This is a genomic window from Moorena sp. SIOASIH (assembly GCF_010671925.1).
Classification (GTDB): Bacteria; Cyanobacteriota; Cyanobacteriia; order Cyanobacteriales; family Coleofasciculaceae; genus Moorena.
Window position 1 is genome coordinate 261,722 of sequence record NZ_JAAHIH010000006.1, and the last position, 24,921, is coordinate 286,642.

Sequence of the window (24,921 nt, forward strand, 5' to 3'; positions counted from 1 at the left end):
GCCCACTCTACTCCTATTCATTCGAAGATTCAGCAACGCCGAACTCACAAGGGTAGGTTTTTAACACAAGGGTCAGGAAAACATCCCTTGTGTTTTTTTTTCACTTCCACAAAACATTACCTCTAAGTACTCCTAGATGCTCTAAGTTGTCCACAAGCGGCGTCTTTGTCAAGACCACGGGAATGGCGTACACTGACAGCAATGTGTTGCTGCTTGAGAGCTTCAACAAAGGCTTGAATCCTGCGGTAACTAGGGCGCTGGTAATCTACCTCACTAATGGGGTTGTAGGGAATCAAATTGACATGACTCTGAAAACCCCTCAGGTTCTTAGCCAACTCAACAGCATATTCTCGACAGTCATTCAGTCCACCCAAAAGGATGTATTCAAAGGTCACTCGGCGACTTGTTAAGTTTACATAGTCTCGACATTCATCTAATAGTGCTTTGAGAGGATAGTGCTTGGCACTAGGAATCAGTTGCTCCCGTAGCTGCTGATTTGAGGCGTGTAGACTGACAGCAAGGGTGACTTGTAGTTGATGCTGAGCGAGTTGGCGGATACGACCGGGAATACCAACTGTTGAGATAGTAAGCGATCGCGCTCCAATCCCCAGGTCCTGATTAAGAGACTTCACTGCACTTACCACAGCTTCGGTATTCAGCAAGGGCTCTCCCATACCCATAAACACTACATTGCTGACTCGTTGCTGAAAATCTTCTCTTACTGTTAAAACCTGATCGACAATTTCATGGCGAGCCAGATTGCGAGTGAATCCACCTTTACCAGTAGCACAGAAGTCACAAGCCATGGGACAACCGACCTGGGAAGACACACAAACGGTCAGACGCTTTGGTGTGGGAATACCCACAGTTTCAATAATTTGACCATCTGATAACTGGAGCAGGTATTTTACCGTACCATCCTTTGCTTCTAAGCGGTAGTGTAACGTTGACCGACCAATGGGGACATCGGCGACGGTGTTACGCCACTGTTTAGGAAAGACAGAAATTTCAGAAAGCGATCGCACTCCTTTTTGATAAATCCATCCGTGTAACTGACGCCCTCGATAAGCCGGTTGTCCCTGTTGTTGTATCCAGCTGGTTAACTCTATTAAAGAAGCTCCTAACAATGGCGGAATTGAGTTTACCAGTGGTGAGACCGACCCACTCACATTAGTCATGGTTTGGGAGTTTGAAGCATTGCTACTGAGGTCTTGTTGAGGGATAGAAACATCTGGGCACATAAGGGCTTTAGGGGAAATAGGATATCAGGATCTCATCAGAGCAAATAATTCTAACAGGAATTCTCGTTATAGCAATTCTATATCCCATAAGGTACCTATTATCCCCCATTATCCCCCTTAATAAGGGGGACTTTGAGGTTGAGAACCGTACCTCATAACTGCGATAAACGCTATAAGTTAAACTACCATGGCGATCGCTACTTCTTATTTAGACAGCGATCCTCCTTAACTGGCCTGCCGCTATTGCCCCATGCTTCAGTCTTAGTTTTATTAATTTAGTTTTATTAATTCAACTTATTAATTAACTCCCCAGGCAAGATTCGAACTTGCGACCAATCGGTTAACAGCCGACCGCTCTACCGCTGAGCTACTGAGGATTGCCAAACAATTGCTCATCACATCTACTTATTATAATCATAAAGTACAAAGTCTGGCAAGTACTTTCGCAAATTTTTTTTAAATCACTGTTGTGTCGGGAGTTTTGAGTACCTTTTCAGTTAACGATTATTAGTTAACATTAAACAGTCAGCTAACTATGAGCCAGTCAGTAGTCACCAGTCAGTAGTCAACAGTCAGTAGTCAACAATATTATCCTAATGGTTGACTTCTTGCCACTGTAGCCCATGGTTGAGTGGAGAACGGCTTGATTCAACGTTGACGTTGAGCAACGGTTTTTGGTTAAACCCTGATTGCCTTTGTTTTTCTAACACTGCTCTGGCTAATGCAGCTTGTCGTTCCACTTCTTCCTTTAAATGCTGCTTACGGGAATACTCAGCTATCTTGATTCTCGCTTTCTGGTAGGTGGGGGTTTCTTTAGGGATTTGAGACAAATACACTAGCGCTTTAATAAAGTTACCCTGTCCTCCTTGTTCATAGGCTTCTTGTAACAAGTACTCTGCTCGAATCTGTTGCTTTTGCTGATATTCCTTCAGCTTTGCTTGGACTTTAGCACCGGTGCGGGTTTCTGGATGGATTTGTTCGAGTAGTGCGATCGCATTGCTAAAGTCTTGGGCTAATGCTTGTTTGTAGGCTTGCTTTAATAACCCTTGGGCTTCTGCTTCAAGGCGAGGTTTTGCCTTGTTGACTAATGGCTCCATCTTCTTTTGCCAATAGCCAATTGAGGGCATTTTATGGTATCCCTCAAGCACATCTGACCATCGTTCTTGATAAAAGGCTTGCTCTGTAGCCTTAAACAGAGCTTCAGCACTTTGCCATTGTTGCTGCCACTGTTGAACCGTATTTAGGGATTGTTCATAGATCAGGCTATCGCTAGGAATCGATTCTGCTAGTGCGATCGCTTCCTCCAAATCACCGGCTTGATAGTGTTTGATTGCCTTTTGTAGAATATCAAATTCAGAACGAGACGCAGAAGCATTCAGTAAAGCATAAAGTCCGATTAAAATGGCTATAGCATTGGAGCTTGCTGCTCCCACTCCGATTCCTTTCAGTAAAGGTGGCAATTTTGGCCAGCTATACAGGGCGAATTCACGGACATACACTTTCCAATCTAATGGCGGCTCATCAGTAATAATTACTGAGTCTTTATTACTAATTACTGAGTCTTTATTACTAATTATTGAGTCTTTATTACTAATTACTGAGTCTTTATTGCTAATTACTGAGTCTTTATTACTAATTACTGAGTTTTTATTCCTGAGTGTTTCCTGCTCAGTTTTGAGTCCTGAGTCAGATTTAGGCGTTGCCTGTTTTAATTGTTGTGAGCTAGACTCCCTAGTCAGTGCTGAGTGTTCAATGGTAACCCTTGAGTCAGACTGAGTATCTAGCACGTCTAATTCAAAAGCGTCATTGTCACTAAACTTGATACTGAGTGGTGAGTGCTCCGTTATCAGTTCTGAGTCAGACTGAGTATCCAGCACGTTTAATTCAAGAGTGTTATTGTCACTAAACTTGATACTGAGTGGTGAGTGCTCCGTTATCAGTTCTGAGTCAGACTTAGCAATAGATACTTTTAACTGAGGACTTTGAGTACACATCAGTGTCTTAAGTACGATTAAGGCATCAGTTGCTGACTGATAGCGTGCTTCGCTGTTGTAAGACACCATATGGTTGAGTACAAACGCCATTTGATCGCTAACCGATACATGTTTTCGCCAATGAATCTCACCAGTCTCAGGGTCAGCCAATTGCATTGGGGTGATGCCTGTGAGGGCGTGAATCGCAATCATTCCTAGGGAATAAATGTCACTGTTAGGAAAGGATTGACCAGCAAGTTGCTCTGGGGGTATGTAGGCGAAGGGACGAATTGTCTTGGATGGATCAGAGGATGGGTACTCGGTCAGATGGGGTTCGATTCGCTTTGAATTAATCAGCTCAGCAGCACCAAAGTCAATCAAAACTAGCCTACGGTCTGACCCTCGTCTGATTAGGTTATTGGGTTTGAGGTCTCTATGAATTATCCCTTGACGGTGAATAAATTCTAGGATGCCTAAAACATCTTGTAATAGTTCAATGCACTGGTTTTCGCTAAAGCGTTTATTACTGTTTTGGCTGATCGGCAGTTCAGTACTAAGAGTTTCTCCGATAATTAACTTTTGAACTAAGTAAAATCCGTGGTGATCTTCAAAATAATCAAGTAGACGAGGAATTTGGTTATGGCTACCCAGTTTGATCAAGGTTTGAGCTTCATTGAGCCAGAGACGCTTAAGAAATTGCCATTTTTGAGGATCATCGCTTTTGGGCTGAAGATACTTAATCACATAGCGGGGATGGCCCTGTTGTCGGGTATCCTCTGCGATATAGGTTTTGCCAAATGCCCCAGCACTTAGAGATTCAATGATTTGATAACGCCCGTTGAGGAGCTTTCCCCATAGGTCATGATTTGGATTAATTTTCAAAGAATTTTTTCCTACCAGAATCACTTCTATTTAGTTTTTTTCAAGAAACCAACAGTGTTTCCGGAATTAGTGGTTTACAGAAGTAATTGGATTTGCTGTAGCATCACCCGGTAGGAAATGGGATGTAAGCAATCAGCTATATTAAATCAGCTATATTAAATCGGATATATTAAATCAGCTATCAGTGATCAGCCATTTTAATGATAGGCGTTGCTCCCGTTGCGGGATGATCTGACAATAGTTGACAACCCCAAAGCTCCCACTATTCACCCCTCTTCCCTCTCCCGATTTTGTCCTCATTTGCTACAACAGAAAGCAACTGGGTATAAAAACTATATGCCAGGATAGATATTAGATGTGTGTTCTTCGGTGGTCATCATATCCGCTTCTTAAACATGGAAAGTTGAAATTAGCACTATGAGCAAGGATCTAGACTTTAGCCCCCAGGGCTATGAAATTAAACAAGAGTTAGGACAAAATCACGCTGGGGGTAGAGTCACCTACCTGGCGACACAACTGGAGACTCAGCAACCGGTTGTGATTAAGCAGTTGCAGTTTTCCCAATTAGGCACTAGCTGGGCAGAATACGACACTTATGAACGAGAAATTAAACTCCTGCAGCAGCTCAATCATCCTAGCATTCCTCGCTATATCGATTCTTTTGACACTCCCACTGGATTTTGCTTAGTCCAAGAATATAAACCAGCACCTTCCCTCGCTGAAGATTACCACTGGACACCAGAAGAAGTTAAGCAAATTGCGATCGCTGTTTTGGAAGTCTTGGTTTACTTGCAACGGCGGCAACCTCCTGTGATTCATCGAGATATTAAACCAGAAAATATTTTGGTTGATAGACAGGGTAACTTGAAGGTGTATCTAGTAGATTTCGGTTTTGCCCGGATAGCAGGTGGGGATGTGACCCTCAGTAGCGTTGTTAAAGGTAGTGTAGGGTTTATGCCACCAGAGCAGATGTTTAATCGGCAATTGACCAAAGCATCTGATCTGTATAGCTTAGGGACAACTCTGATTTGCTTGCTGACAGGGACAAAATCTAGCCAAATCAACACCTTAGTTGATGAGAATTATCGGATTAATTTCAAAGCACTGTTGCCCAAGCTAAATCCTCAGTTTATTCATTGGCTCGACAAAATGGTGGCACCTAACCTCAAACATCGCTATCCCGATGCCGCAACTGCCCTAAAAGCCCTGAAGCCGATTGATGTAGTGAATGATGTCACTCCTCTAAAAACACTATTGCGGGCTATACAACCAACAAAGGCAGTAGTAAAACTTGCCACCCTCAGCCTTGTGGCTGCTTCTTCATCAGGTATAACCTATGCCTGGCTCACCAGTCCAGCCAGACAATTGCTAACCAGTGGAGAATGCCCAGGCTGCAATCTCCCAAATATCAACCTACAAGATAAGAACCTCAAGCAAGCTAAGCTGGAGGGGGCTAATCTGAGTGGTGCCAACTTAGAGGGGGCTAACCTGTGGAGAGCTAACCTCAGGGGGGCTAACCTGTGGGGAGCTAACCTCGAGGGGGCTAACCTAAACAGTACTCGGTTGGATGGTGCTAACCTGGGGGGGGCTAACCTCAAGGGCGCTAACTTTGACATCAGGAGGGCTCAGCGCCAGCGTATTAACCTCAAGGGCGCAACTATGCCTGATGGCTCTATACATAAGTAGTCCGATCCTGTCCGGTTGAATACTGATCATTCTGGGTTAATCGTTAATTGAAAATCGATAATTGAAAATTAACAATTAACAATTAACAATTAACAATTAACGATTAACCTAAATAGCAGTGATTAACCTCAATAGAGATGACTAATTAAATTGGACTAATTAAATTGGAAGATGTGACCAGAACGAGCACGAGAGTATTTAACTGTTGCTATGTGGTTAGAGGAGCGATCGCGTAATGTGATCAATCCTGATTTATTGCTCAAGTGCATGTCTGATTGAGTTAAACGGGTGATGGGGAAGCGCTTAACTTCGTTAGGTTGGAGAATGCCACTCAGGAGTTGGGGACGACCTAGTTTATCTGCCATCTCCCAGCCAGTGAGGTCAATGGCTTCACTGGTGACATTCTTCAACTCAACCCACTCCCTTCCCCCTTGATCGGAACCTTCAGGATTAGGTAATGCCGCTACGATTATCACAGGACCATCATTCTTAATGATATCATCTACTGGCACAACTACTGGACGATCCAGATCCGGTTCTTTTGTGCCATCCTTGCTCAGGAAGATGGGAAAGAAGGAACGAATAAACTCGCCACGGCTACCATTGGGATTGGTACTGCGGTAGAGGACTAAATCGTAAGTGGCATCATTGATAGTAATTCGACCCTTGTCACGAATTTTGCCATAGACACTTTCATAATAGGCAACGGTTGCGAGCGCGATTTCACATTCAGGACTTGGTCCAACAAAAAATCCCCCTTTCTTCTTGAATAATTGAGCAATCACATTGCCTTGCATATCAGTCACGTTTTGGGTCATTTGTAACGTGACCACGTTGGGATTATTCGGTCCTTCATTACCTCGTAAATCATACTTGTAGCCGAGAAAATTGACTCGCTGATTTTTTTCATCAAGGTAGAATTTTACCCATGAGTGATAACCAGAAATGGTGCCAAGGGTTTCTCGTTTATCTCCAGAGCGGATATTGTATTTTCCTTCCCCAACAAATACATGCTCAAAGCCAGAAGCGAAGTGAGTTGATTTGCCCTTGTAGTAATTGGTGTAGAGTTCAAACCAGATTCGCTGTAGCTTGAGTCTAAATTGCTGCTCCGAAAGAGTCTCACCTAACTCTTCGTTAATATACTTTCGGGCAAGCTGGATCGGTTTGGTAGAGAGAATCAAAGAAAGAAAATCTAACTGCTCATGTTCTTCTTTTTCGAGAGTAACTTCTGGGTCAACAGAGCGGATAGCGTAGTTATCTAAAAGTTTAAGGAAACTCACATAGGTGCGGGTTTCCTCGAATAATTTGTCTTCATTGACTTTATAGAATAAGGGTCGGGTAGCTAAGTCGATTTCACGTTGACCGCTAGCTTTGACCTGCTCATCTAATAGAATGTCAGCAGTTTCGTCTTCCCATTCTCCGGAGCTAGTGCGAGTGCTAACCGAGAATTGGTTTTCGTCACTTTCCCAAATTTGTTGATAAATATTGGTTTCGCTCATTTCTCTATTGTTTAAGTCCAATTATGTAAAGGTTGTTGAAGATATCTATGCCAAGTTGAATGATATACGGTCAACGGTCAACGGTCAATAAATCTATCCTAGGCTAAGGATTTTCAGGAAACAGCACCCTTGAGGGTACTTTTTTATTGCTCCTGAAGCAGGGTATAATCTCAAATTTGATTTGTAGTTATACCAATTTATATGGCTACACATCAATTTCGTCTCCCCATTTACCCCATCTCCCCGCGCCCGATCCTCATTGAGATGGCGACAATGCAATAGTTTTACAGCACCCATATCACCTATGAAACTTTCTTAACCCACTACACCCACTACTACTACTTCGTGGCGACAATGCAATAGTTTTACAGCACCCATATCACCTATGAAACTTTCTTAGCCCACTACACCCACTGCTACTACTTCGTGGCGACAATGCAATAGTTTCACAGCACCCACTAAACCCATTACTTGTATTTAGGATACTACTCCTATTAATACCACTGCACCCATCCGACCCCCGATACTCCTTAAGATGGCGACAATGCAATAGTTTCAAAGCGCCCACAGCACCTATTTAGCTCACTTAACCTATTCCACCCACTTAAGCTACTCCGTGGCGATAATGCAATAGTTTTTCTAACCCCTTGCATTTTCTTTAAAATCTGGTTATAATAATAGTATCGTTAAAGCAATGGTTTTACCGCCATGATGATTTCTACCGCACAAGCCGCTGAATTACTAGGTGTTTCTGCCACTCGGGTTCGTTACCTTCTGGGCAAGGGCAGAGTCAAAGGGGCCTATAAGGTCGGTAGAACTTGGGTGATTCCTCTGTTTGATGGCATGCCAGTGGTCACCCCTGGCACTCGTGGACCAAAGCGGAATTGGTCAAAGCGTACAAATTACACGAAGGCTGTAATCCACGTTAATCAGAAAGTCATTCGCCAAAATCACAACACCGGGGAACGCAATCCAGTGATTACGGTAAAACGAGGCTCTAAAAACATTTACGGTCATACGGTAGAAGTCAATGGCCCCTGTCGGGTGATGTATCGCCCTGATAATCCGCTACATTGTGGCGCAAGGGTCTGGATTGAGACTATCTCGGATTTTAAAGTTATTTGAGCCAGGACTCTCACCGGGTGACAAGCAGCTTGAAAGCATGAACCAGTGAGCTTTAAATCACATTGACCAAGGGTAAAAATCAGGATTTGTGATTATCCTTTTCACGAAAAGGACAGGTATTGCATTTTTATTTGAGATGTAAACCTAAGAGGTATTTTTTTACTGTCCCATAAAACTCCGTATATCTTTCGCCTCTTGCCTTTTGCCTTTTGCCTGTTGCCTTTTGCCTGTTGCCTTTCGCCTCTTGCCTTTTGCCTCTTGCCTTTTGCCTCTTGCCTCTTGCCTTTTGCCTTTTGCCTGTTGCCTTTTGCCTTTTGCCTTTTGCCTTTTGCCTTTTGCCTCTTGCCTTTTGCCTCTTGCCTTTTGCCTTTTGCCTTTTTATCGAATACGTGTGTTTACAATCCAGATACAAACGCGCTTATGCGATTGACCTTTGGTCACGCTACGCGAACGCTTAAGAACGATGAACCCTCACCCGCTTATCAGGCTTTTGCTTTCTGACCCAGCTTAAAAACTTCTGCATCTGAGGGTCATTTTTTAAGGCTTCACAGGTATTCAATTCCAGAGCTAAACGAGTATTTGGGAATAAAGCATGTATTTGTCGGTGACAAGCAGTACAAATCGTAATCGTTGGACCAGGTTTCATCTTTTTCCGCTTAGTATTTTGTCGCGGTATCAGGTGATGAACTGTCAATCGATCTACATGTCTTTCACAAAGTTCACAAGTCATTGATAATTATAAAAGTTCTGAATTGGGTGAGGTACTTTCGTCCTAGGGAGTAGGGAGTAGGGAGTAGGCAAGAGGCAAGAGGCAAGAGGCAAGAGGCAAGAGGCAAGAGGGAAAAAATCCTGTGTACCTAATTACTAGGATAACCGTAAAATTATCAGTGTTGGACATCTCAATTAAAAATCAAATATCATGAAAGCTTGGTCAAGAATTTTATATCTAGTTATCGGTATAGTTATCGGTGCTTTTTTAGGTATTATACTACAAAATTATGCTCAAGTAGACCAGTTGCTCAGACGCTACGGTATCCTCAGCACTTCCACCATTAAGGATAATCAAAGCAAACCAGTTCCTGCAAATTTTCAAGGGAAGATGTCCCTATTTATTTTGGCAGGACAGTCGAATATGTCAGGAAGTGGTAAGGTGACACCAGCCAGTTCTGTTACTCACCCCAGAGTTTTTGTCTTTGGAAACGATTACCGCTGGCATCTAGCCAAAGAACCGATTGATTCACCAAGTGGACAAGTTGATCGCGTCTCAGAAGATAAGTCAGCTGGAGTCAGTCCAGGGATAGCATTTGCTACTGAATTGCTCAAATACAATCCTGAACTGATTGTTGGTTTAATTCCCTGTGCTAAATGGGACTCTACTATTCAACAGTGGCAAAGACATCTAAGTGAGGATACCTTGTATGGCTCTTGCTTAAAACGAGCCTATGCAGCTTCACTAATGGGAGAAATTAAAGGTTTACTATTCTTTCAGGGAGAAAGTGATGCCCTTAATCCTCAAGCCTACCCAAGTCGAAGATTGTTCCCTAATCAGTGGGCTGATAAATTTGTTAGGTTGGTAAAAGATTTCCGTCAAGACCTAGGGAAACCTGAGTTACCAGTAGTTTTTGCTCAAATTGGCACCACTACTGATCCAGAAAAGCTCCCGAACTGGGAAACCGTGAAAGCGCAACAGGAAACAGTCCAGTTACCAGCTACTGGGATGATTACCACAGATGACTTGGTTTTGCAAGACCATGTCCACTTGACAACGGAAAGTTATTTGATTGTTGGAAAAAGATTTGCTAAAGCATTTTGGAAACTTACTGATCAGTGACATCATCTTTGGAATTTACTAGTCGAGGATTATGGCATCAATTAATTAATGGAAACCTGGACAGTTATTTTCGTTCTAGCTATCGGTCTTTTTATTGGTATTCTTCTCCAGAAGTATTATCCAGTCGGTAAGTTGATCAGACGCTACGGTATTATTAGTCGCTTCTTAGTTAAGCGGAAATCTGAGTCTCAGGAAATCAATGTAATTCCCTCAGATTTTGAAGGCAAGATGTCCCTGTTTATTTTGGCAGGACAGTCGAATATGTCCGGAACAGGTAAGCTAACAGCTGCTAGTTCCGTTACTGACCCCAGAGTTTTTGTGTTTGGAAACGATTACCGCTGGCATCTAGCCAAGGAACCGATTGATTCACAAACCAAACAAGTTGATAAAGTCTCGGAAGATAAGTCAGCTGGGGTAGGTCCGGGGATGGCGTTTGCTACTGAATTATTGAAATACAATCCTGAGCTAATCATCGGTTTGATTCCTTGTGCCAAGTCTGGCACTGCCATTGAACAGTGGCAAAGAAGCCTGAGTGAGGATACTCTTTATGGCTCTTGCTTAAAGCGAGTAGGTGCTGCTTCTGTGATGGGAGAAATCACCGGTATACTTTTCTTTCAAGGGGAAAAAGATGCTCAAAAGCCTTCTCAAGACTCAGATATAACGTTTTTCCCCAATCAGTGGGCTGATAAATTTGTTACCTTGGTAAAAGATTTCCGTCAAGACTTAGGTAAACCTGATTTACCAGTAGTTTTTGCTCAAATTGGCACTACTACTGATCCAGAAACGCTCCCGAACTGGGAAACCGTGAAAGCGCAACAGGCAACAGTCCAGTTACCAGCTACTAGGATGATTACTACAGATGACTTGGCTTTACAAGACTATGTCCACTTGACAACCGAAAGTTATTTGATTGTTGGAAAACGATTTGCTAAAGCATTTTGGAAACTGACTCAAAGATAATACTCAAAGATAATAGGGTGCATCAAGACAGGGAAAACTAGAGGAAAGGTCGCCATTGATTCCGGTCAAGCTTGATGAACATCTTATCTAAAACAGTTCCAGCGTTTTTAATGGGGAGCATCGCCATCATTGCCGCAATTCCCACAGTGGTGATATCAACACCAGCTGCTAAAAGTATTGCGCAACAGATTACTGTCCGGATTGATGGTCCAAAACAGGGTGGGAGTGGGATAATTGTTGAACGCCAAGGAAATATCTATTATATCCTGACTAGTGCTCATGTGCTACAAAAAGCTGGCATCTACAGGATTCAAACCCCTGATGGCAATCGTTATCCTGTAGACTCCCGTTATATCAGACGGATGCCAGGGGTAGATTTAGCGATCTTACCTTTCATTAGCACCTCTAACTACCCAGTTGCTAGGTTAGGGAATTCCCACCAAATCAGTGCAGGTCAAAGAGTTTATGTGGCTGGATGGCCCCGTTCTGGAGGTGCTTCTCAACAACGGCGGTTTATTAATAGCGAAGGACTGCTCACCGATGCTGGTTCTAAACTTCCTAGGGGATATGCTCTAAGTTATACCAATTTGGTGAGAGTTGGGATGAGTGGTGGACCGGTATTAGACTATCAGGGGCGGGTAATTGGCATTAATGGTATGGTCAGATTAGTGGGCGATTCTGACACAATTGTGGCATCTGGGATTAGCATTGACACTTATTTAACCTGGCGCTCTCAGCTGAAACTGCCAACTCCTGTACAGACTCCTCAAGTCGGTGTCTCTCCTACAGCTGCGTCTGCCAAGACCGGAACAGTTTTCTACAAGTTGGCCAATACTCTCAAAGTAGGGACTGGCTCAGTGAGTTCTGTGGCGATTGGCACCGTTGCTCAAGGGAGATCAGTAAAGGGATTGATGGCCGCTAGTGGTCATAGTGATGGCAGTATCTCCCTGTGGAATCTATCCACTGGTCAATTAATTCGTACCTGGCGAGGTCACGGTGGCGCAGTGAACGCTGTGGTGATTAGTCCGGATGGTCAAACCTTAGTCAGTGGCGGTGATGACCGTATGATCAAGACCTGGAATCTTAACACGGGTAAACCGTTAGTTACCCTGACTGGACATCAAGATACAGTGGCGACTTTAGCTTTCAGTGCAGATAGCAAAACTTTAGTTAGTGGCAGCTGGGACAACACTATTAAGATTTGGCAGCTGCCTAAGGGTAAACTGTTGCATACCCTTACCGGACATTTAGGTTCGGTGAATTCTGTTGAAATCTCTCCTGATGGCAAAACCTTAGTCAGTGGTTCTCAAGATACCACTATTCGGCTGTGGAATCTAGCTACAGGTAAGTTAGTGCGTATCCTCAAGGGACATTCTCGATCAGTATCGTCTGTAGCGATTAGTCTGGATGGGAAGACCTTAGCCAGTGGTGGAGGAGACGGCACGATTCGCTTGTGGAATCTTAACACTGGTAAACTGACTAGAACGTTGACGGGTCACACAGATGGGGTGTGGTCAGTAACGATGACTAGAGATGGAAGTACCTTGATTAGCGGTAGTTGGGATAAGACCATTAAGTTGTGGGATATGAGGAGCGCTCAGTTGAAAAGCACCTTAAATGGTCATTCGGGCTATGTTGTGGCTGTTGCTTTGAGCCAGGATAGTCAAACCCTAGTTAGTGGTGGTTGGGATCAGCAGATTAGAATTTGGAGAAAGGAAATGTCTAATTAACCTGAGTTCAAGATAAGCGATTCGGCAAAGCCGACGCTTCGCGAACGCACTGGGAAAGCAGTAATTGATAGCAAAGGGAACAGGGAGCAGGGAGTAGGGAGTAGGGAGTAGGGAGCAGGGACTTCGGAGCAGGGAGTAGGGAACAAAAATTATCACAATTCCTACACGGATTGCTAGATATCTGGTTAAAATTGGCTTCTGTTAATTGATAGGGTTGATCGCACTTATGAAGTAGAGTCTTGTTTGACGCTGATTCCCTCAAAACCCTCTTGACTATTGCCAATAGCCATGCATGCCTTTTGCCTTAAAAGGATAAGCAATGTCCCTCAAAACCCTCTTGACTATTGCCTATTGCCTATTGCCTATTGCCTATTGCCTATTGCCTATTGCCTATTGCCTATTGCCTATTGCCTATTGCCTATTGCCTATTGCCTATTGCCTATTGCCTATTGCCTATTGCCTATTGCCTTAAAAGGATAAGCAATGTCGCTCAAACGTTGCTGATAATTGCTATAAAAAATTGCTATAATAGATAATGGTGTTGTCTACAGCATCAACCGGTCAAATAATCCCAGGCTTTAATAAATGCAACAATTTGGCTCACTGGAGGCAGGGTTGATACTGGTCTTGATGGTGTTGTAGTGTCTTCAGATTGCTCGCTCCAGCTTGATTGATTCATCAGATACTTCCCAAAATCTTGATTAGAATAAATACTTAATGAGTAGTCTCTAGAGTTAGTAATAATTGTCTGAGTCGGAGCAATAAAGAAGTTAGCAGATGATTTTATTTCTGGTGCTAACTTAACGGTTTTAATTGGTTTAAGCTGCTCAATAGCTTCGCCAATATTTGTAAGTAATTTCTGTATTTGCTGTTTGTCTTGATTACTTAAACTGTATATTGATCGTGAGGGTAGGCTATTTAATAGGGTCACAATATTGCGATGAGTTGGACCTCCATCTTTGAAGGGGACAATTGCTAAGTAAGCGATAATGAATAAGTCAGCGTTGTTGCTTGTAAAGGTAATGGTTGTTCTGCGGACACCTACCTCAATGCTGGGCGGTTGATTGAGGACTTCAGAAACATTGGCTATCTGATTATAAATCGAGGCTAAAGCCAAATTCGCTTTGAGGTCTAACGGGGTATCAACGATAATTTTTACCGTTGGCAGGGTCTCGTTGAAAAAGGTTTTGACAGCTTCGGAAGACAGACGGATAATTTGACTTTGATCACCATCAGGACTCAAGTCAACCCATTCACAGATGAGTCCTTCGGTTTTGAGACCAAACCGGGAAACAGCATATAGTTTTGCCCCAGTCAGGGTAGCACCAGTCAAATCTGCTCCAATCCAATTGGCTTTAATCAGCCTTGCCTTACTAAGATCAGCGTGTACTAAACTGGTATTAACTAAATTAGCATTGCTCAAATCAGCCCCAACTAAGGTAGCTCCACTTAATTTAGCGTTGCTCAGATCAGCCCAACTGAGGTTTGCTCCACTTAAATCAGCCCAGCGTAGATTTGCCCCACTGAGATCAGCTCCCCTAAAATTGGCACAGGTGAGATTTCCTTGTCTGATTTCAACCCCTTTGAGATTGCTACCACTGAAATCGGCTTTGTGCAGATTTGTTCCGTTTAAGTGCGCTCCCTTCAAATTTGCTTGACTAAAGGTTGCCCCCGCTAGATTGGCTTCATTGAAGGTAGCGCGGGTGAGATTGGCTTGTCTGAGGGTGGCTTCTCGTAAATCAGCACCCGAGAGGTTTGCTGCGCTTAGATTTGCTCCACTTAGGGAACCACGAACCATCTCAGCACGAATCAGTGATGCCTGAATCAGTTGGGCACCTCTTAAATCAGCCCGAATCAAATTTGCTACATTGAGCTGTGCTTGTGTTAACTTGGCTTTGGAGAGATTGGCACCGCTAAGTCTAGCAACGTTTAAGTTGGCTCGGCTAAGGTTTGTGCCGCTCAAGTTAGCACCACTTAAGTTAGTTATACTCAGGTTAGCTTCACTCAAGTCGGCACCACTAAGAGTAGCGCCGCTTAGGTTAAGTTCCGTAAGATCAGCAGCCGTAAAATCTCTTACACCTGCTGCATATTGTTGGATAATTTCCCTGACATTCATTACAGTATAACAAAAATTAATATTTATCATGGCATAGGCTGAATCCCGCTGAGAGACAATGAAAATTGGTATTGTAGGACTGGGATTGATGGGTGGATCCCTAGGATTGGACTTGAGAGCACAAGGTCACCAGGTCTTGGGAGTCTCTCGTCAACCAAAAACCTGTCAATTCGCACTTGATCACAGCATTGTTGATGATGCGAGTATTGACTTAAGTATCCTAGCCACAGCAGAGGTTGTGTTTATCTGCACCCCAATAGCCGCGATCGCCTCTACTGTCAAGGATTTAGTCAACTATCTTAACAAGGATACCGTAATCACTGATATTGGTTCGGTCAAAATGCCAGTAGTTAGAGAAATAGCTCCCCTGTGGGAAAATTTTGTAGGTGGTCATCCGATGTCAGGAACGGAACACAGGGGTGTGGAAGCTGCGGTGTCTAATCTATTTGCAGGAAATCCTTACGTACTTACGCCGATTGAGACGACACCACCACCAGCACTTAAGAAGGTGGAGGAGATTGTGCGATCGCTTAAGTCATTGGTTTACATCACAAGCCCGGAAAACCATGACCAAGCGGTAGCATGGATTTCTCATCTACCGGTGATGGTGAGTGGGAGTTTGATTGATGCTTGTATGCAGGAGACTGACCCAGTGGTGTTGAGGTTAGCCCAACAGTTAGCTAGTTCTGGTTTTCGTGATACTAGCCGTGTCGGGGGTGGTAATCCAGAACTGGGAGTAATGATGGCTCGTTACAATCAGGAGTCGATAATGCGATCGCTTTTACAGTATCGCGATTGCCTTGACCAGATGATTGAGGTGATTGAACAGGGAGATTGGTCGAGTCTGGAAAAAATCCTTGAAACTACTCAGGTAGCGCGGAAAAAGTTTGTTTCGTGAGTTTGTTTAGTTTGTTATTGAGCTAATTAGAAAGCCACCACTGCTAATCCCACCAAGCAGTGTTTATTTTAAGCTGACGGCTGAACGCTGACCGCACCTCAAGTAGCGTGCGCGTAGCGCATATGCTTACCTTGTTACAGTTTTTCAAATGTAAGCAGGTACACAAAATTAATTACAAATTTTCAAAAACTGAAACTCTTTTAATTCAAGGGTTACAGATAATTATAGTAGGTAATTAATTCGGCGCGCGGTACTTACTATGATACAATAATAAATTACTCTCTAATCACCTGATACTGCGTTTATCAAAAAAAAATAAAGTTTTGTAAAATTTTTTTTCCTGTAGAATAACTTGGTATATAGTGTAAAGTTGGATATGCTAAATTGCCTGTATGGACAAAAAGATAATGCAGTCCAGTAAGTTTATGAAGTTAGCCCTCGCGGCTACGTTTACGAGCGAACCCATAGAAGAATCTCTATATTTTTGGAGTAAAAAATTAGATTGGCGACTACAAATTCAGTTTGCTCCATACAACCAAGTTTTCCAAGAACTCCTGAACCCAAGTAGTCTCTTAAGCACCAACCAAGACGGAATCAATATCATTCTGCTCAGGTTAGAGGATTGGCAAAATCATCAAAATAGATTGAGAGCGACTGTAGAAGCCTCAGAAAAAGAAGCAATACTTGATCCATTCCCTTGCCATAGACTTCCCAATAACATAGAAATTGCTCACTTAAATCGCTACGAAACTGAGTATCTATATCAAGAAATTTTTATTGACAAAGCATATTTAAAACATGGTATTAACCTAAATGATGATGCTTGTGTGATTGACATCGGGGCGAACATCGGATTGTTTACCTTATTTGTCCAACATCACTGTTACCAAGCCAAGATTTATAGCTTTGAACCCGCCATTCATGCCTTTGAAAGATTACAAGCGAACGCAAAATTATATTGTAAAGACGCAACGGTTTTCAACTGTGGATTAGGCAATCAAAATCAAGAAGCAACCTTCACATTTTATCCTAATTCGTCGGTATTTTCCAGTTTTAACGCCGATACAACCCAAGATGAAAAAGCCCTGAGGGCAATTATTCTAAATATGTTGCGGCGATACAATTCTCTAGACGAAGTAGCACTTAATCAAGTCGCCGATGAATTTCTCGCGGGAAGACTGGAACAGCAAACCTATAAGGCTCAGTTACGCACCCTTTCTAGTATTATTGATGACTATAACATTGAGCAAATTGATTTACTCAAACTGGATGCTGAAAAAAGTGAATTAAGCATTCTCGAAGGAATTGAACCACAACACTGGTCGAGAATTCAACAAATTGTGATGGAAGTACACGACCAAGGCGGAAATACCCTCGGTTGTGTGACTCAATTGCTGAAGGATAAAGGGTTTGAATTTGTTGTTGAAGAAGAAACCTTGCTAGAAGGGTCTGGCTTATACAATATTTATGCGACTCGTCCAGGTCAGCAATCTTCCCCACCAAGGACATTGAGCAAAAATGAAACTCAGATGGAACAGAACGTCCGGGAACTGGGAGAAGCCCTGAAAACCGCCGTTGAACGTTCCACAACTCCCCACTTGGTTTGTCTGTGTCCAACCCCTAACCGCAACGATGGGGAACTTTCCTTCTATCGGAGACTCGAAGAACAATTAATCTCAGAATTAAAAGGAATCAGCAGCTTACATTGGTTGACCGCTTCAGAATTAGCCACAACCTATCCAGTTGCGGATTATGCAGCACCTGATGGCAACGGTCATATCCCTTATACCCCGACTTTTTTTGCCGCCCTGGGTACAGGAATTGTCCGCAAGCTACAGGCTATTATTAGTAATCCCTACAAGGTGATTGTTCTCGACTGTGATCATACCCTGTGGAAAGGGGTTTGTGGAGAAGATGGGGCGACCGGGGTAGAAATTGATCAATCTCGTCAGGCATTGCAGTCATTCATTGTTAGGCAGCAGCAAGCCGGAAAACTGATCTGTCTTTGTAGCAAAAATAATGAAGAAGATGTCTTCGCAGTTTTCAATCATCATGATCAGATGCCGCTGCAACGCCATCACCTCGTTTCTTGGCGGATTAACTGGCAACCCAAATCTCAAAACCTCAAAGCCTTAGCTACCGAACTCAATTTAGGTCTTGATAGCTTTATCTTTATTGACGATAACCCCGTGGAATGTATGGAGGTGAGGGCAAACTGTCCGCAAGTCTTGACGTTGCAACTGCCTCCAGAAGACGACCACATTCCTTCATTCTTGCAGCATATTTGGGCCTTTGACCAACTGCAAGTGACCCAAGCCGATCAGCAACGGACTAAATTATATCAACAGAATGTTCAACGGCAGCGTTTTCAGGAAAAATCCCTAACTTTTAAGGATTTCTTAGCTGGACTCCAGTTAGACGTTGACATTTCTCCCATGAAACCCCACCAACTCCCAAGGGTTGCACAACTAACCCAACGCACAAATCAATTTAATTTAACCACAATCCGACGCTCAGAAGCAGAGATTCAACAATTATGTAACGCCAAGGGTTTAGAAGCTAGGGTGGTACAGGTTAAAGACCGCTTCGGAGATTATGGTCTGGTGGGGCTACTGCTGTTTGAAACCCAGTCAGATGCGATCGCATCTGATAGTTTCTTACTCAGTTGTCGAGTGCTCGGTCGTGGTGTCGAACATCAAATGTTAGCCCAATTGGGTAAAATTGCCCAACAACGGGGATTAGATTGGGTGGAAGTGAATTATCAACCCACTGCCAAAAATCAACCAGCCCTAGATTTCTTGGAGAGTGTGGCGGCATCATTTAAGCAGGAAAATGCCGGAAAAATACGGTTTAAATTGCCGACTGTAGTAGCAACAACTATCACCTTTAATCCCAGTCAGATTCCGTCGAAGCCCGTAGAAACAGAATCGATTAAAAATACTAATAACAACCCTCAAAATTTAGTCTCCAATATTCCCTTTGAAGAAATTGCTAATACCCTGTACAATTCCGAACATATTATCAAGCAAATTCAAGCTAATTTTTATCGTCACCGTCCACAGATAGAGACTCCATTTATTGCGCCCAGGACTGCCTTAGAACAATGGGTTGCTAAACTATTTTCTGAAGTGCTAAACATAAACCAGGTGGGAGTTAAAGATGATTTTTTGGAACTGGGTGGAGACTCAATTCGCGGTGCAATTTTAATCAATCAGCTCCAGAAAAAACTGAATGAAATTATTCACTTTGTGGTTTTGCTTGAGCAGAAAACGGTAGCTAAACTAACTGCTTATCTAGAACAGCATTATCCCCAAGCTATTACCAAACTATTGGGAGAAAATGCCCCTGTAAAGACGGCAATTAAACCCGTGCCTCGGCAAAAAATCAATGGTGAGCATATTGCGGATTTCCAGAATCGGGTTAGGGCTAAACTGCAACGAGGAAAAAATTATCCCACAGGCCACACTGAAAAAAACCCTCAAGCCATTTTTATTCTGTCTCCCTATCGCAGTGGTTCAACCTTATTGCGGGTCATCTTAGGGGGACATCCCCAGTTATTTGCACCGCCCGAATTAGAACTATTAGCCTTCGATACCCTACAGCAAAGAAAAGCTGCTTTTTCAGAACGGTATCGTTTTTGGCTCGAAGGCACAGTCAGGGCGTTAATGCAAATTAAAGGGTGTGGGGCTTCTGAAGCCATGGGGATGATGGAAAACTTAGAAGCTTCGGGAACAACCACCCAACAGTTCTATCATCTATTGCAAAATCAAATATTGCAAAATCAAAGTGATGGTATTCTGGTTGACAAAACCCCCTCATATGCCCTAGATATCGAAACATTAGAACGGGCAGAACGAGATTTTGAAAATCCCCTTTACATTCACTTGCAACGTCACCCTTATGGTGTGATTCGCTCTTGCGAAGAGATTAAACTAGAACAGGTATTTTTTGTTGAAGACCATCCTTTCTCTGGGCGAGAACTAGCAGAAGTTGTTTGGCAGCTTGCTCATCAAAATATTATAGCCTTCTTACAACACATTCCCCCAGCGCGTCAGTACCAGATTAAATTTGAAGATTTAGTTCGTCAACCCCAAAGTAGTGTAGAAAACCTCTGTCAATTCTTAGGTTTAGAATTCCATCCAGAAATGCTAGAACTCTACACAGACAAACAACAACGCATGACGGATGGAGTTACTGATGCCTCTCGGATGGTAGGAGATGTTAAATTTCACCAACACCAAGGAATTAATCCTGAAGTCGCCGAAAGTTGGCAGCAAGACTATGTTTTTGACTTCCTCGGGGAGCAAACCTGGCAACTGGCAAATTCCCTAGGATACAGCAGTCCGACTAAGGCTATTCCCTTATTACAAGAAATACAAGGACAGACATCCTTTCCTCTATCCTTTCCTCAGCAACGGTTGTGGTTTTTGGTTCAACTAGAACCAAACAGTCCGTTTTACAATATGTTTGAAGCCGTCACCCTTGAAGGTCAGTTGAATGTGACGGTCTTAGAACGAAGTCTCAATGAAATTATTCGCCGCCACGAAATCCTGCGAACGACCTTCACAACCGTTAATGGTGTACCTCGACAGGTGATTGCACCAAAGTTAACGCTGAAGCTGTCAGTGATAGACTTGCAGAATGTTACCGAACAGTCGGCCATAGTCGAACAGAAAGTCCGGGAAGAGCAACTCCAAGCCTTTGACTTAGAACAAAGTCCGTTACTGCGGGCAACTTTGCTAAAGTTAGGCTCACAATCTCACATCCTGCTGCTGGCAATGCACCACATTATTGCCGATGGTTGGTCTCTAGGTGTGTTGATTGAAGAGTTGTCTAAGCTTTATCCAGCTTTGTTAACAGACTCCCCTTCGACCTTGCCAGAGCTACCAATCCAATATGCGGATTTTACCATTTGGCAGCGGCAATGGTTAAAAGGCGATCGCTTTGAGCAACAACTCAATTACTGGAAACAACAGTTAGCTGATGCACCGCCGTTGTTAGAATTGCCGACAGACAGACCCCGCCCGCCAGTGCAAACCTTCCGGGGTCGCAGTATTTCCTTTGAACTCAACTCAGACTTAACGGCAAAACTGAAAACCCTCAGCCAACAGTCGGGGGCGACATTGTTTATGACATTGTTGGCGGTTTTGACAACATTACTCTACCGTTACAGTGGTCAAGAGGATGTTTTGGTGGGAACACCCATCGCCAACCGAAATCACCAGGAACTTGAACCATTAATTGGTTTCTTTGTCAATACCCTAGTGATGCGCACGCGGCTAGAGTCAAATCCCACGTTTACTGAACTGTTGACTCATGTGCGACAAGTAGCCTTATCAGCTTATGCTAATCAGGACGTGCCGTTTGAGCAATTAGTAGATGAGTTACAAATTGAACGGAGTTTAAGCCATTCGCCCCTGTTTCAGGTGATGTTTGCCCTCCAAAACGCCCCGATGAAGCCGTTGTCAATGCCAGGATTGACCATCGCCCCCTTCCCAGTGGAAAATCTACGAGCCAAATTTGACCTCACCCTAATGTTGTGGGAAGTTGAAACACCCCAGGGCATCTCACTTCAAGGGTTCTGGCAATATAATAGCGACTTGTTTGACAGCGATCGCATTACCCGGATGGTGGGGCATTTCCAGACCTTGTTAGGGGGAATTGTCGCTGACCCAGAACAAAGAATTGGTGAGTTAGCGTTATTGACGGCAGCAGAACGGCATCAGTTATTAGTGGAATGGAACGATACAAAGCGTCCCTATCCAGACGACCAATGTATTCACCAGTTATTTGAGGCGCAAGTCAAAAAAAACCCTAATGCGATCGCTGTTGTTTACGAAGCCCAAACCCTAACTTACCAAGAATTAAACGAGCGGGCAAATCAATTAGCTCATTATCTCCAAAGCTTGGGAGTCACAACAGAAACTTTAGTCGGGATCTGTGTAGAACGATCATTCGATATGATAGTGGGCATTTTAGCCATTCTCAAAGCCGGAGGGGCTTACGTTCCCTTCGATCCAACTTATCCCCCAGAACGTTTGGCTTATCTGTTTGAAGATACCAACATCCGGATACTCCTGACTCAACAACAATTAACAAGCAAACTGCCACCCCATCAAGCCCAGGTCATTTGTTTAGATCGTGATCAATCTCTGTTTAACCAGCAGTCCAAAGAAAACTTACAGGTAGCAGTCCAGCCAGACCACCTCACCCACATCATGTACACCTCCGGTTCAACCGGAAAACCCAAGGGAACCTGCATCGTCCATCGCGGTGTGGTTCGACTGGCAAAAGGAGATTATGCCACAATCACCCCCGAAGATGTATTTTTACAACTGAGTCGATTGTCTTTTGATGCTTCAACTTTAGAAATTTGGCCCTGCTTGCTGAATGGTGGGAAATTGGTTCTGATACCCAGTCAAAAGCCATCCTTGGAAGAGTTGGGTGACGCCATCCAACTGCATCACGTCACAATTCTGTGGCTAACAGCCAGTTTGTTTAATGTTATGGTAGATGAGCGGGTGCAAGACCTAGAACCGGTTCGTTACCTAATGTCGGGCGGAGACGTGTTATCGGTAGCCCACGCCCAAAAAGTATTGCGGGAACTTCCCCATTGCCAGTTAATGAATGGCTATGGCCCTACTGAAAATACCGTCTTTACGACTCGGTTCCCGATCACGCCCCAAACGCCTCTCGGTCGTTCAATTCCCATTGGTCGTCCCATTGCCAATACGACAGTTTATGTCTTAGATCCTCATCTGCAACCTGTACCCATTGGCGTCTGGGGTGAATTATATGCCGGAGGTGCTGGACTGGCAAGGGGTTACTGGAAGCGCCCAGACTTAAATGCGGAAAAATTTATTCCCCATCCCTGGAGTGATTCTAAAACAGAACGACTCTACAAAACCGGGGATTTAGTTCGGTATTTGCCCGATGGGAATTTGGAGTTTTATAGTCGTGCGGATACCCAAGTCAAAATTCGAGGCTTCCGCATTGAACTGGCGGAAATAGAAGCCATTTTGACAGGACTACCTCAGGTTCGTGATGCAGTGGTGATTGCGAGGGAAGATCAACCGGGTGTTAAACGGTTAGCCGCCTATGTTGTGCTGGAAAATTTACCAGACCAACAACTCACCGCCAAGGACTTGCGACAGTTGGTGAAGGAAAAACTACCCGATTATATGATACCAGCATCCTTTACCATTCTGGAAACTCTACCGATTACACCCAATGGTAAAGTTGACCGTCGTGCCTTACCTGTACCCGAAATCGAGTTAGATGCAGAAACAATTGCACCGCGTACTCAGAATGAAACCATATTAGCCAAGATTTGGCAGGATGTTTTAGGACTGCAAAAAGTGGGTATCTATGATAATTTCTTTGAGTTAGGCGGAGACTCAATTATTGGCATTCAAATTATCGCGCGGGCTAATCAAGCCGGACTCAAACTGACCCCTAAACAGCTATTTGCCCATCAAACCATTGCGGAACTGGCTGCTATCGCAGTCACCACAACTGTAACTCAAGCCGAACAAGGAGTCGTGACTGGGGCGGTTCCCCTGACGCCCATTCAACATTGGTTCTTTGAACAGGATTCACCGGAACCCCATCACTTCAATCAAGCGGTTTTGTTGGAAGTCCCAGCAGATATTCAACCCGAATTCTTACAACAGGCGGTTCAGCAAGTATTCCTCCATCATGATGCCTTGCGGCTACAGTATGTGCAGCAAGATGGACAATGGCAGCAGCGTCATGGTGATATTGATGCAACGGTACCTTTCCAAGTCGTTGATTTATCGAATCATTCTGCTACCGAACAGCAAAAGGCGATCGCAGACCATGGCAATGCTGAACAACGGGCGATTGATCTGTCTCGAGGCGTGTTAATGCGGGTGATGCTGTTCCAATTGGGAAACCATAACCCTGGACGTTTACTCGTGGTGATTCATCACCTAGCGGTGGATGGTGTCTCTTGGCGAATCTTGCTAGAAGACTTATCGATGGCTTATCAACAGTTAGAACACCGAAAAACGATCGCACTACCCCCTAAAACAACCTCCTTCAAAGAGTGGGCAATTCGTTTACAAGAATATGCCCAAGATTCACAACTCTATTCTGAGTTGGACTATTGGTTGCGTCCTGCAGTACCCATCGTGTCCTTGCCAGTAGATTATCCAGTCGTTGCTGGTGCAAATACTGTAGCCTCCCGTGCCACCGTGTCTCGTACCTTAACCGTAGAACAAACTCGTGCTTTATTACAGGATGTGCCCTCAGCTTACAATACTCAAATTAATGATGTGCTGTTAACAGCGCTCGTACAGAGTTTTGCTCAGTGGACTGGCAGTTCAGTATTCTGGGTGCATCTGGAGGGGCATGGACGAGAGGATTTGTTTACAAGCACTAACTTATCTCGCACAGTTGGCTGGTTTACAAGTCTGTTTCCGGTCTTATTAAATCTCACCGGAATCGATCATCCTGGAGAAGCTCTCAAGTTCATCAAGGAACAACTGCGACAAATTCCACAACGGGGTATTGGCTATGGTATTTTACGCTATCTCAGTTGCGATGGAGAGGTGCCCAAAAAATTGCGATCGCTTCGAGTTCCAGAAGTCAGCTTTAACTATCTAGGACAGTTTGACCCCACTCAGTTAGCAGCCGGATGGCAATATACTCAAGAGTATAGCGGTGATCTTCACAGTCCTCTTGGGCAACGTAGCCATCTATTGAATGTTAACGGATTAGTCGCGGAAGGTCGATTAAAGCTGGAATGGAACTATAGCCAGAACATTCATCGAACAAGAACAATTGAGGATCTCGCCAATGCTTACATGACAGCTTTAGATGGACTAATTACCCACTGCCTATCCCCAGAAGCAGATGGTTATACCCCTTCTGATTTTCCAGAACTGAATATGAATCAAGCCGAATTAGATGAAATTCTTTCAGAATTATAATTCTAGAACAAGACTTAAAATAATGA

16 protein-coding genes and 1 tRNA gene are annotated in these 24,921 nt (G+C 43.7%); 9 read left to right on the plus strand and 8 right to left on the minus strand.

Annotation, left to right across the window (positions count from 1 at the left end; translation table 11 throughout):
• Positions 1-122 precede the first annotated feature (122 nt).
• From rlmN to F6J90_RS33285, 3 genes are all read right to left on the minus strand, one after another.
• Positions 123-1,178: a 23S rRNA (adenine(2503)-C(2))-methyltransferase RlmN gene (gene rlmN / locus F6J90_RS33275; protein ID WP_293105271.1), complete on the minus strand. Its 1,056-nt coding sequence runs from the start codon at positions 1,176-1,178 to the stop codon at positions 123-125.
• A gap of 368 nt (positions 1,179-1,546) precedes the next feature.
• Positions 1,547-1,618 (minus strand) — tRNA-Asn (locus F6J90_RS33280).
• A gap of 216 nt (positions 1,619-1,834) precedes the next feature.
• Entirely contained in the window at positions 1,835-4,096 is a 2,262-nt protein-coding gene (locus tag F6J90_RS33285) for a serine/threonine-protein kinase (RefSeq protein ID WP_293103893.1), read from the minus strand.
• Between the two features lie 417 nt (positions 4,097-4,513).
• Between F6J90_RS33285 and F6J90_RS33290 the strand changes: the two genes are divergently transcribed.
• Positions 4,514-5,782 (plus strand): serine/threonine-protein kinase, encoded by a 1,269-nt coding sequence (locus F6J90_RS33290; protein ID WP_293103896.1) that lies wholly within the window; start codon positions 4,514-4,516, stop codon positions 5,780-5,782.
• Between the two features lie 155 nt (positions 5,783-5,937).
• On the opposite strand, the gene F6J90_RS33295 is transcribed toward F6J90_RS33290, so the two are convergent.
• Positions 5,938-7,281, minus strand: a complete 1,344-nt coding sequence (locus tag F6J90_RS33295) for a lamin tail domain-containing protein (RefSeq protein WP_293103898.1) — start codon at positions 7,279-7,281, stop codon at positions 5,938-5,940.
• A gap of 708 nt (positions 7,282-7,989) precedes the next feature.
• Here F6J90_RS33295 and F6J90_RS33300 point away from each other — a divergent pair.
• Together F6J90_RS33300 and F6J90_RS33305 are read left to right on the plus strand one after the other, a co-directional pair.
• Complete coding sequence (locus F6J90_RS33300) at positions 7,990-8,406, plus strand: helix-turn-helix domain-containing protein (protein ID WP_293021371.1); 417 nt, start codon at positions 7,990-7,992, stop codon at positions 8,404-8,406.
• A 209-nt stretch (positions 8,407-8,615) separates the two neighbouring features.
• Positions 8,616-8,864 carry a hypothetical protein gene (locus F6J90_RS33305; RefSeq protein ID WP_293103901.1) on the plus strand — a complete coding sequence of 83 codons (249 nt, stop codon included), beginning with the start codon at positions 8,616-8,618 and terminating at the stop codon, positions 8,862-8,864.
• Here F6J90_RS33305 and F6J90_RS33310 read toward each other — a convergent pair.
• Both F6J90_RS33310 and F6J90_RS33315 read right to left on the minus strand, forming a co-directional pair.
• A complete protein-coding gene (locus F6J90_RS33310; protein WP_293103904.1) occupies positions 8,861-9,136 on the minus strand; it encodes an HNH endonuclease in 276 nt (91 codons plus the stop codon). The two genes, F6J90_RS33305 and F6J90_RS33310, sit on opposite strands and share 4 nt — an antisense overlap.
• 42 nt (positions 9,137-9,178) lie before the next feature.
• The gene (locus tag F6J90_RS33315; protein WP_293103907.1) at positions 9,179-9,304 is read right to left on the minus strand and encodes a hypothetical protein; all 126 of its coding nucleotides are present in this window, start codon (positions 9,302-9,304) and stop codon (positions 9,179-9,181) included.
• A 21-nt stretch (positions 9,305-9,325) separates the two neighbouring features.
• On the opposite strand from F6J90_RS33315, the gene F6J90_RS33320 reads away from it, so the two are divergent.
• The 3 genes from F6J90_RS33320 to F6J90_RS33330 all read left to right on the plus strand — a co-directional run bounded on the left by F6J90_RS33320 (position 9,326) and on the right by F6J90_RS33330 (position 12,927).
• A complete protein-coding gene (locus F6J90_RS33320) occupies positions 9,326-10,237 on the plus strand; it encodes a sialate O-acetylesterase (RefSeq protein WP_293103910.1) in 912 nt (303 codons plus the stop codon).
• Between the two features lie 48 nt (positions 10,238-10,285).
• Positions 10,286-11,197, plus strand: coding sequence for a sialate O-acetylesterase (locus F6J90_RS33325; protein WP_293103913.1), 912 nt, complete (start codon positions 10,286-10,288; stop codon positions 11,195-11,197).
• A gap of 74 nt (positions 11,198-11,271) precedes the next feature.
• Positions 11,272-12,927 carry a trypsin-like peptidase domain-containing protein gene (locus F6J90_RS33330; RefSeq protein WP_293103916.1) on the plus strand — a complete coding sequence of 552 codons (1,656 nt, stop codon included), beginning with the start codon at positions 11,272-11,274 and terminating at the stop codon, positions 12,925-12,927.
• Positions 12,928-12,934: 7 nt separating this feature from the next.
• Here the strand turns inward: F6J90_RS33330 and F6J90_RS33335 are convergent, their stop codons facing one another.
• Positions 12,935-13,189 (minus strand): hypothetical protein, encoded by a 255-nt coding sequence (locus F6J90_RS33335; protein ID WP_293103919.1) that lies wholly within the window; start codon positions 13,187-13,189, stop codon positions 12,935-12,937.
• 57 nt (positions 13,190-13,246) lie between these two features.
• On the opposite strand from F6J90_RS33335, the gene F6J90_RS33340 reads away from it, so the two are divergent.
• On the plus strand, positions 13,247-13,399 hold the full coding sequence (locus tag F6J90_RS33340) for a hypothetical protein (RefSeq protein WP_293103922.1): 153 nt from the start codon (positions 13,247-13,249) through the stop codon (positions 13,397-13,399).
• Positions 13,400-13,480: 81 nt separating this feature from the next.
• Here F6J90_RS33340 and F6J90_RS33345 read toward each other — a convergent pair whose 3' ends face one another.
• A complete protein-coding gene (locus F6J90_RS33345) occupies positions 13,481-15,073 on the minus strand; it encodes a pentapeptide repeat-containing protein (protein WP_366513957.1) in 1,593 nt (530 codons plus the stop codon).
• A 28-nt stretch (positions 15,074-15,101) separates the two neighbouring features.
• Here F6J90_RS33345 and F6J90_RS33350 point away from each other — a divergent pair, with 28 nt between their 5' ends.
• Both F6J90_RS33350 and F6J90_RS33355 read left to right on the plus strand, forming a co-directional pair.
• The gene (locus F6J90_RS33350; protein WP_293103925.1) at positions 15,102-15,941 is read left to right on the plus strand and encodes a prephenate/arogenate dehydrogenase; all 840 of its coding nucleotides are present in this window, start codon (positions 15,102-15,104) and stop codon (positions 15,939-15,941) included.
• A gap of 425 nt (positions 15,942-16,366) precedes the next feature.
• Positions 16,367-24,895, plus strand: coding sequence for a non-ribosomal peptide synthetase (locus F6J90_RS33355; protein ID WP_293103928.1), 8,529 nt, complete (start codon positions 16,367-16,369; stop codon positions 24,893-24,895).
• The last annotated feature ends 26 nt before the right edge of the window (positions 24,896-24,921 follow it).

What these genes read in the sequence shown, in the direction of transcription:
- rlmN (WP_293105271.1), bottom strand. Translation starts at nt 1,178, where the DNA reads ATGACTAATGTGAGTGGGTCGGTCTCACCACTGGTAAACTCAATTCCG.
- F6J90_RS33290 (WP_293103896.1), top strand. Translation starts at nt 4,514, where the DNA reads ATGAGCAAGGATCTAGACTTTAGCCCCCAGGGCTATGAAATTAAACAA.
- F6J90_RS33295 (WP_293103898.1), bottom strand. Translation starts at nt 7,281, where the DNA reads ATGAGCGAAACCAATATTTATCAACAAATTTGGGAAAGTGACGAAAAC.
- F6J90_RS33300 (WP_293021371.1), top strand. Translation starts at nt 7,990, where the DNA reads ATGATGATTTCTACCGCACAAGCCGCTGAATTACTAGGTGTTTCTGCC.
- F6J90_RS33310 (WP_293103904.1), bottom strand. Translation starts at nt 9,136, where the DNA reads ATGACTTGTGAACTTTGTGAAAGACATGTAGATCGATTGACAGTTCAT.
- F6J90_RS33315 (WP_293103907.1), bottom strand. Translation starts at nt 9,304, where the DNA reads ATGTCCAACACTGATAATTTTACGGTTATCCTAGTAATTAGGTACACA.
- F6J90_RS33320 (WP_293103910.1), top strand. Translation starts at nt 9,326, where the DNA reads ATGAAAGCTTGGTCAAGAATTTTATATCTAGTTATCGGTATAGTTATC.
- F6J90_RS33325 (WP_293103913.1), top strand. Translation starts at nt 10,286, where the DNA reads ATGGAAACCTGGACAGTTATTTTCGTTCTAGCTATCGGTCTTTTTATT.
- F6J90_RS33330 (WP_293103916.1), top strand. Translation starts at nt 11,272, where the DNA reads ATGAACATCTTATCTAAAACAGTTCCAGCGTTTTTAATGGGGAGCATC.
- F6J90_RS33340 (WP_293103922.1), top strand. Translation starts at nt 13,247, where the DNA reads ATGTCCCTCAAAACCCTCTTGACTATTGCCTATTGCCTATTGCCTATT.
- F6J90_RS33345 (WP_366513957.1), bottom strand. Translation starts at nt 15,073, where the DNA reads ATGATAAATATTAATTTTTGTTATACTGTAATGAATGTCAGGGAAATT.
- F6J90_RS33350 (WP_293103925.1), top strand. Translation starts at nt 15,102, where the DNA reads ATGAAAATTGGTATTGTAGGACTGGGATTGATGGGTGGATCCCTAGGA.
- F6J90_RS33355 (WP_293103928.1), top strand. Translation starts at nt 16,367, where the DNA reads ATGAAGTTAGCCCTCGCGGCTACGTTTACGAGCGAACCCATAGAAGAA.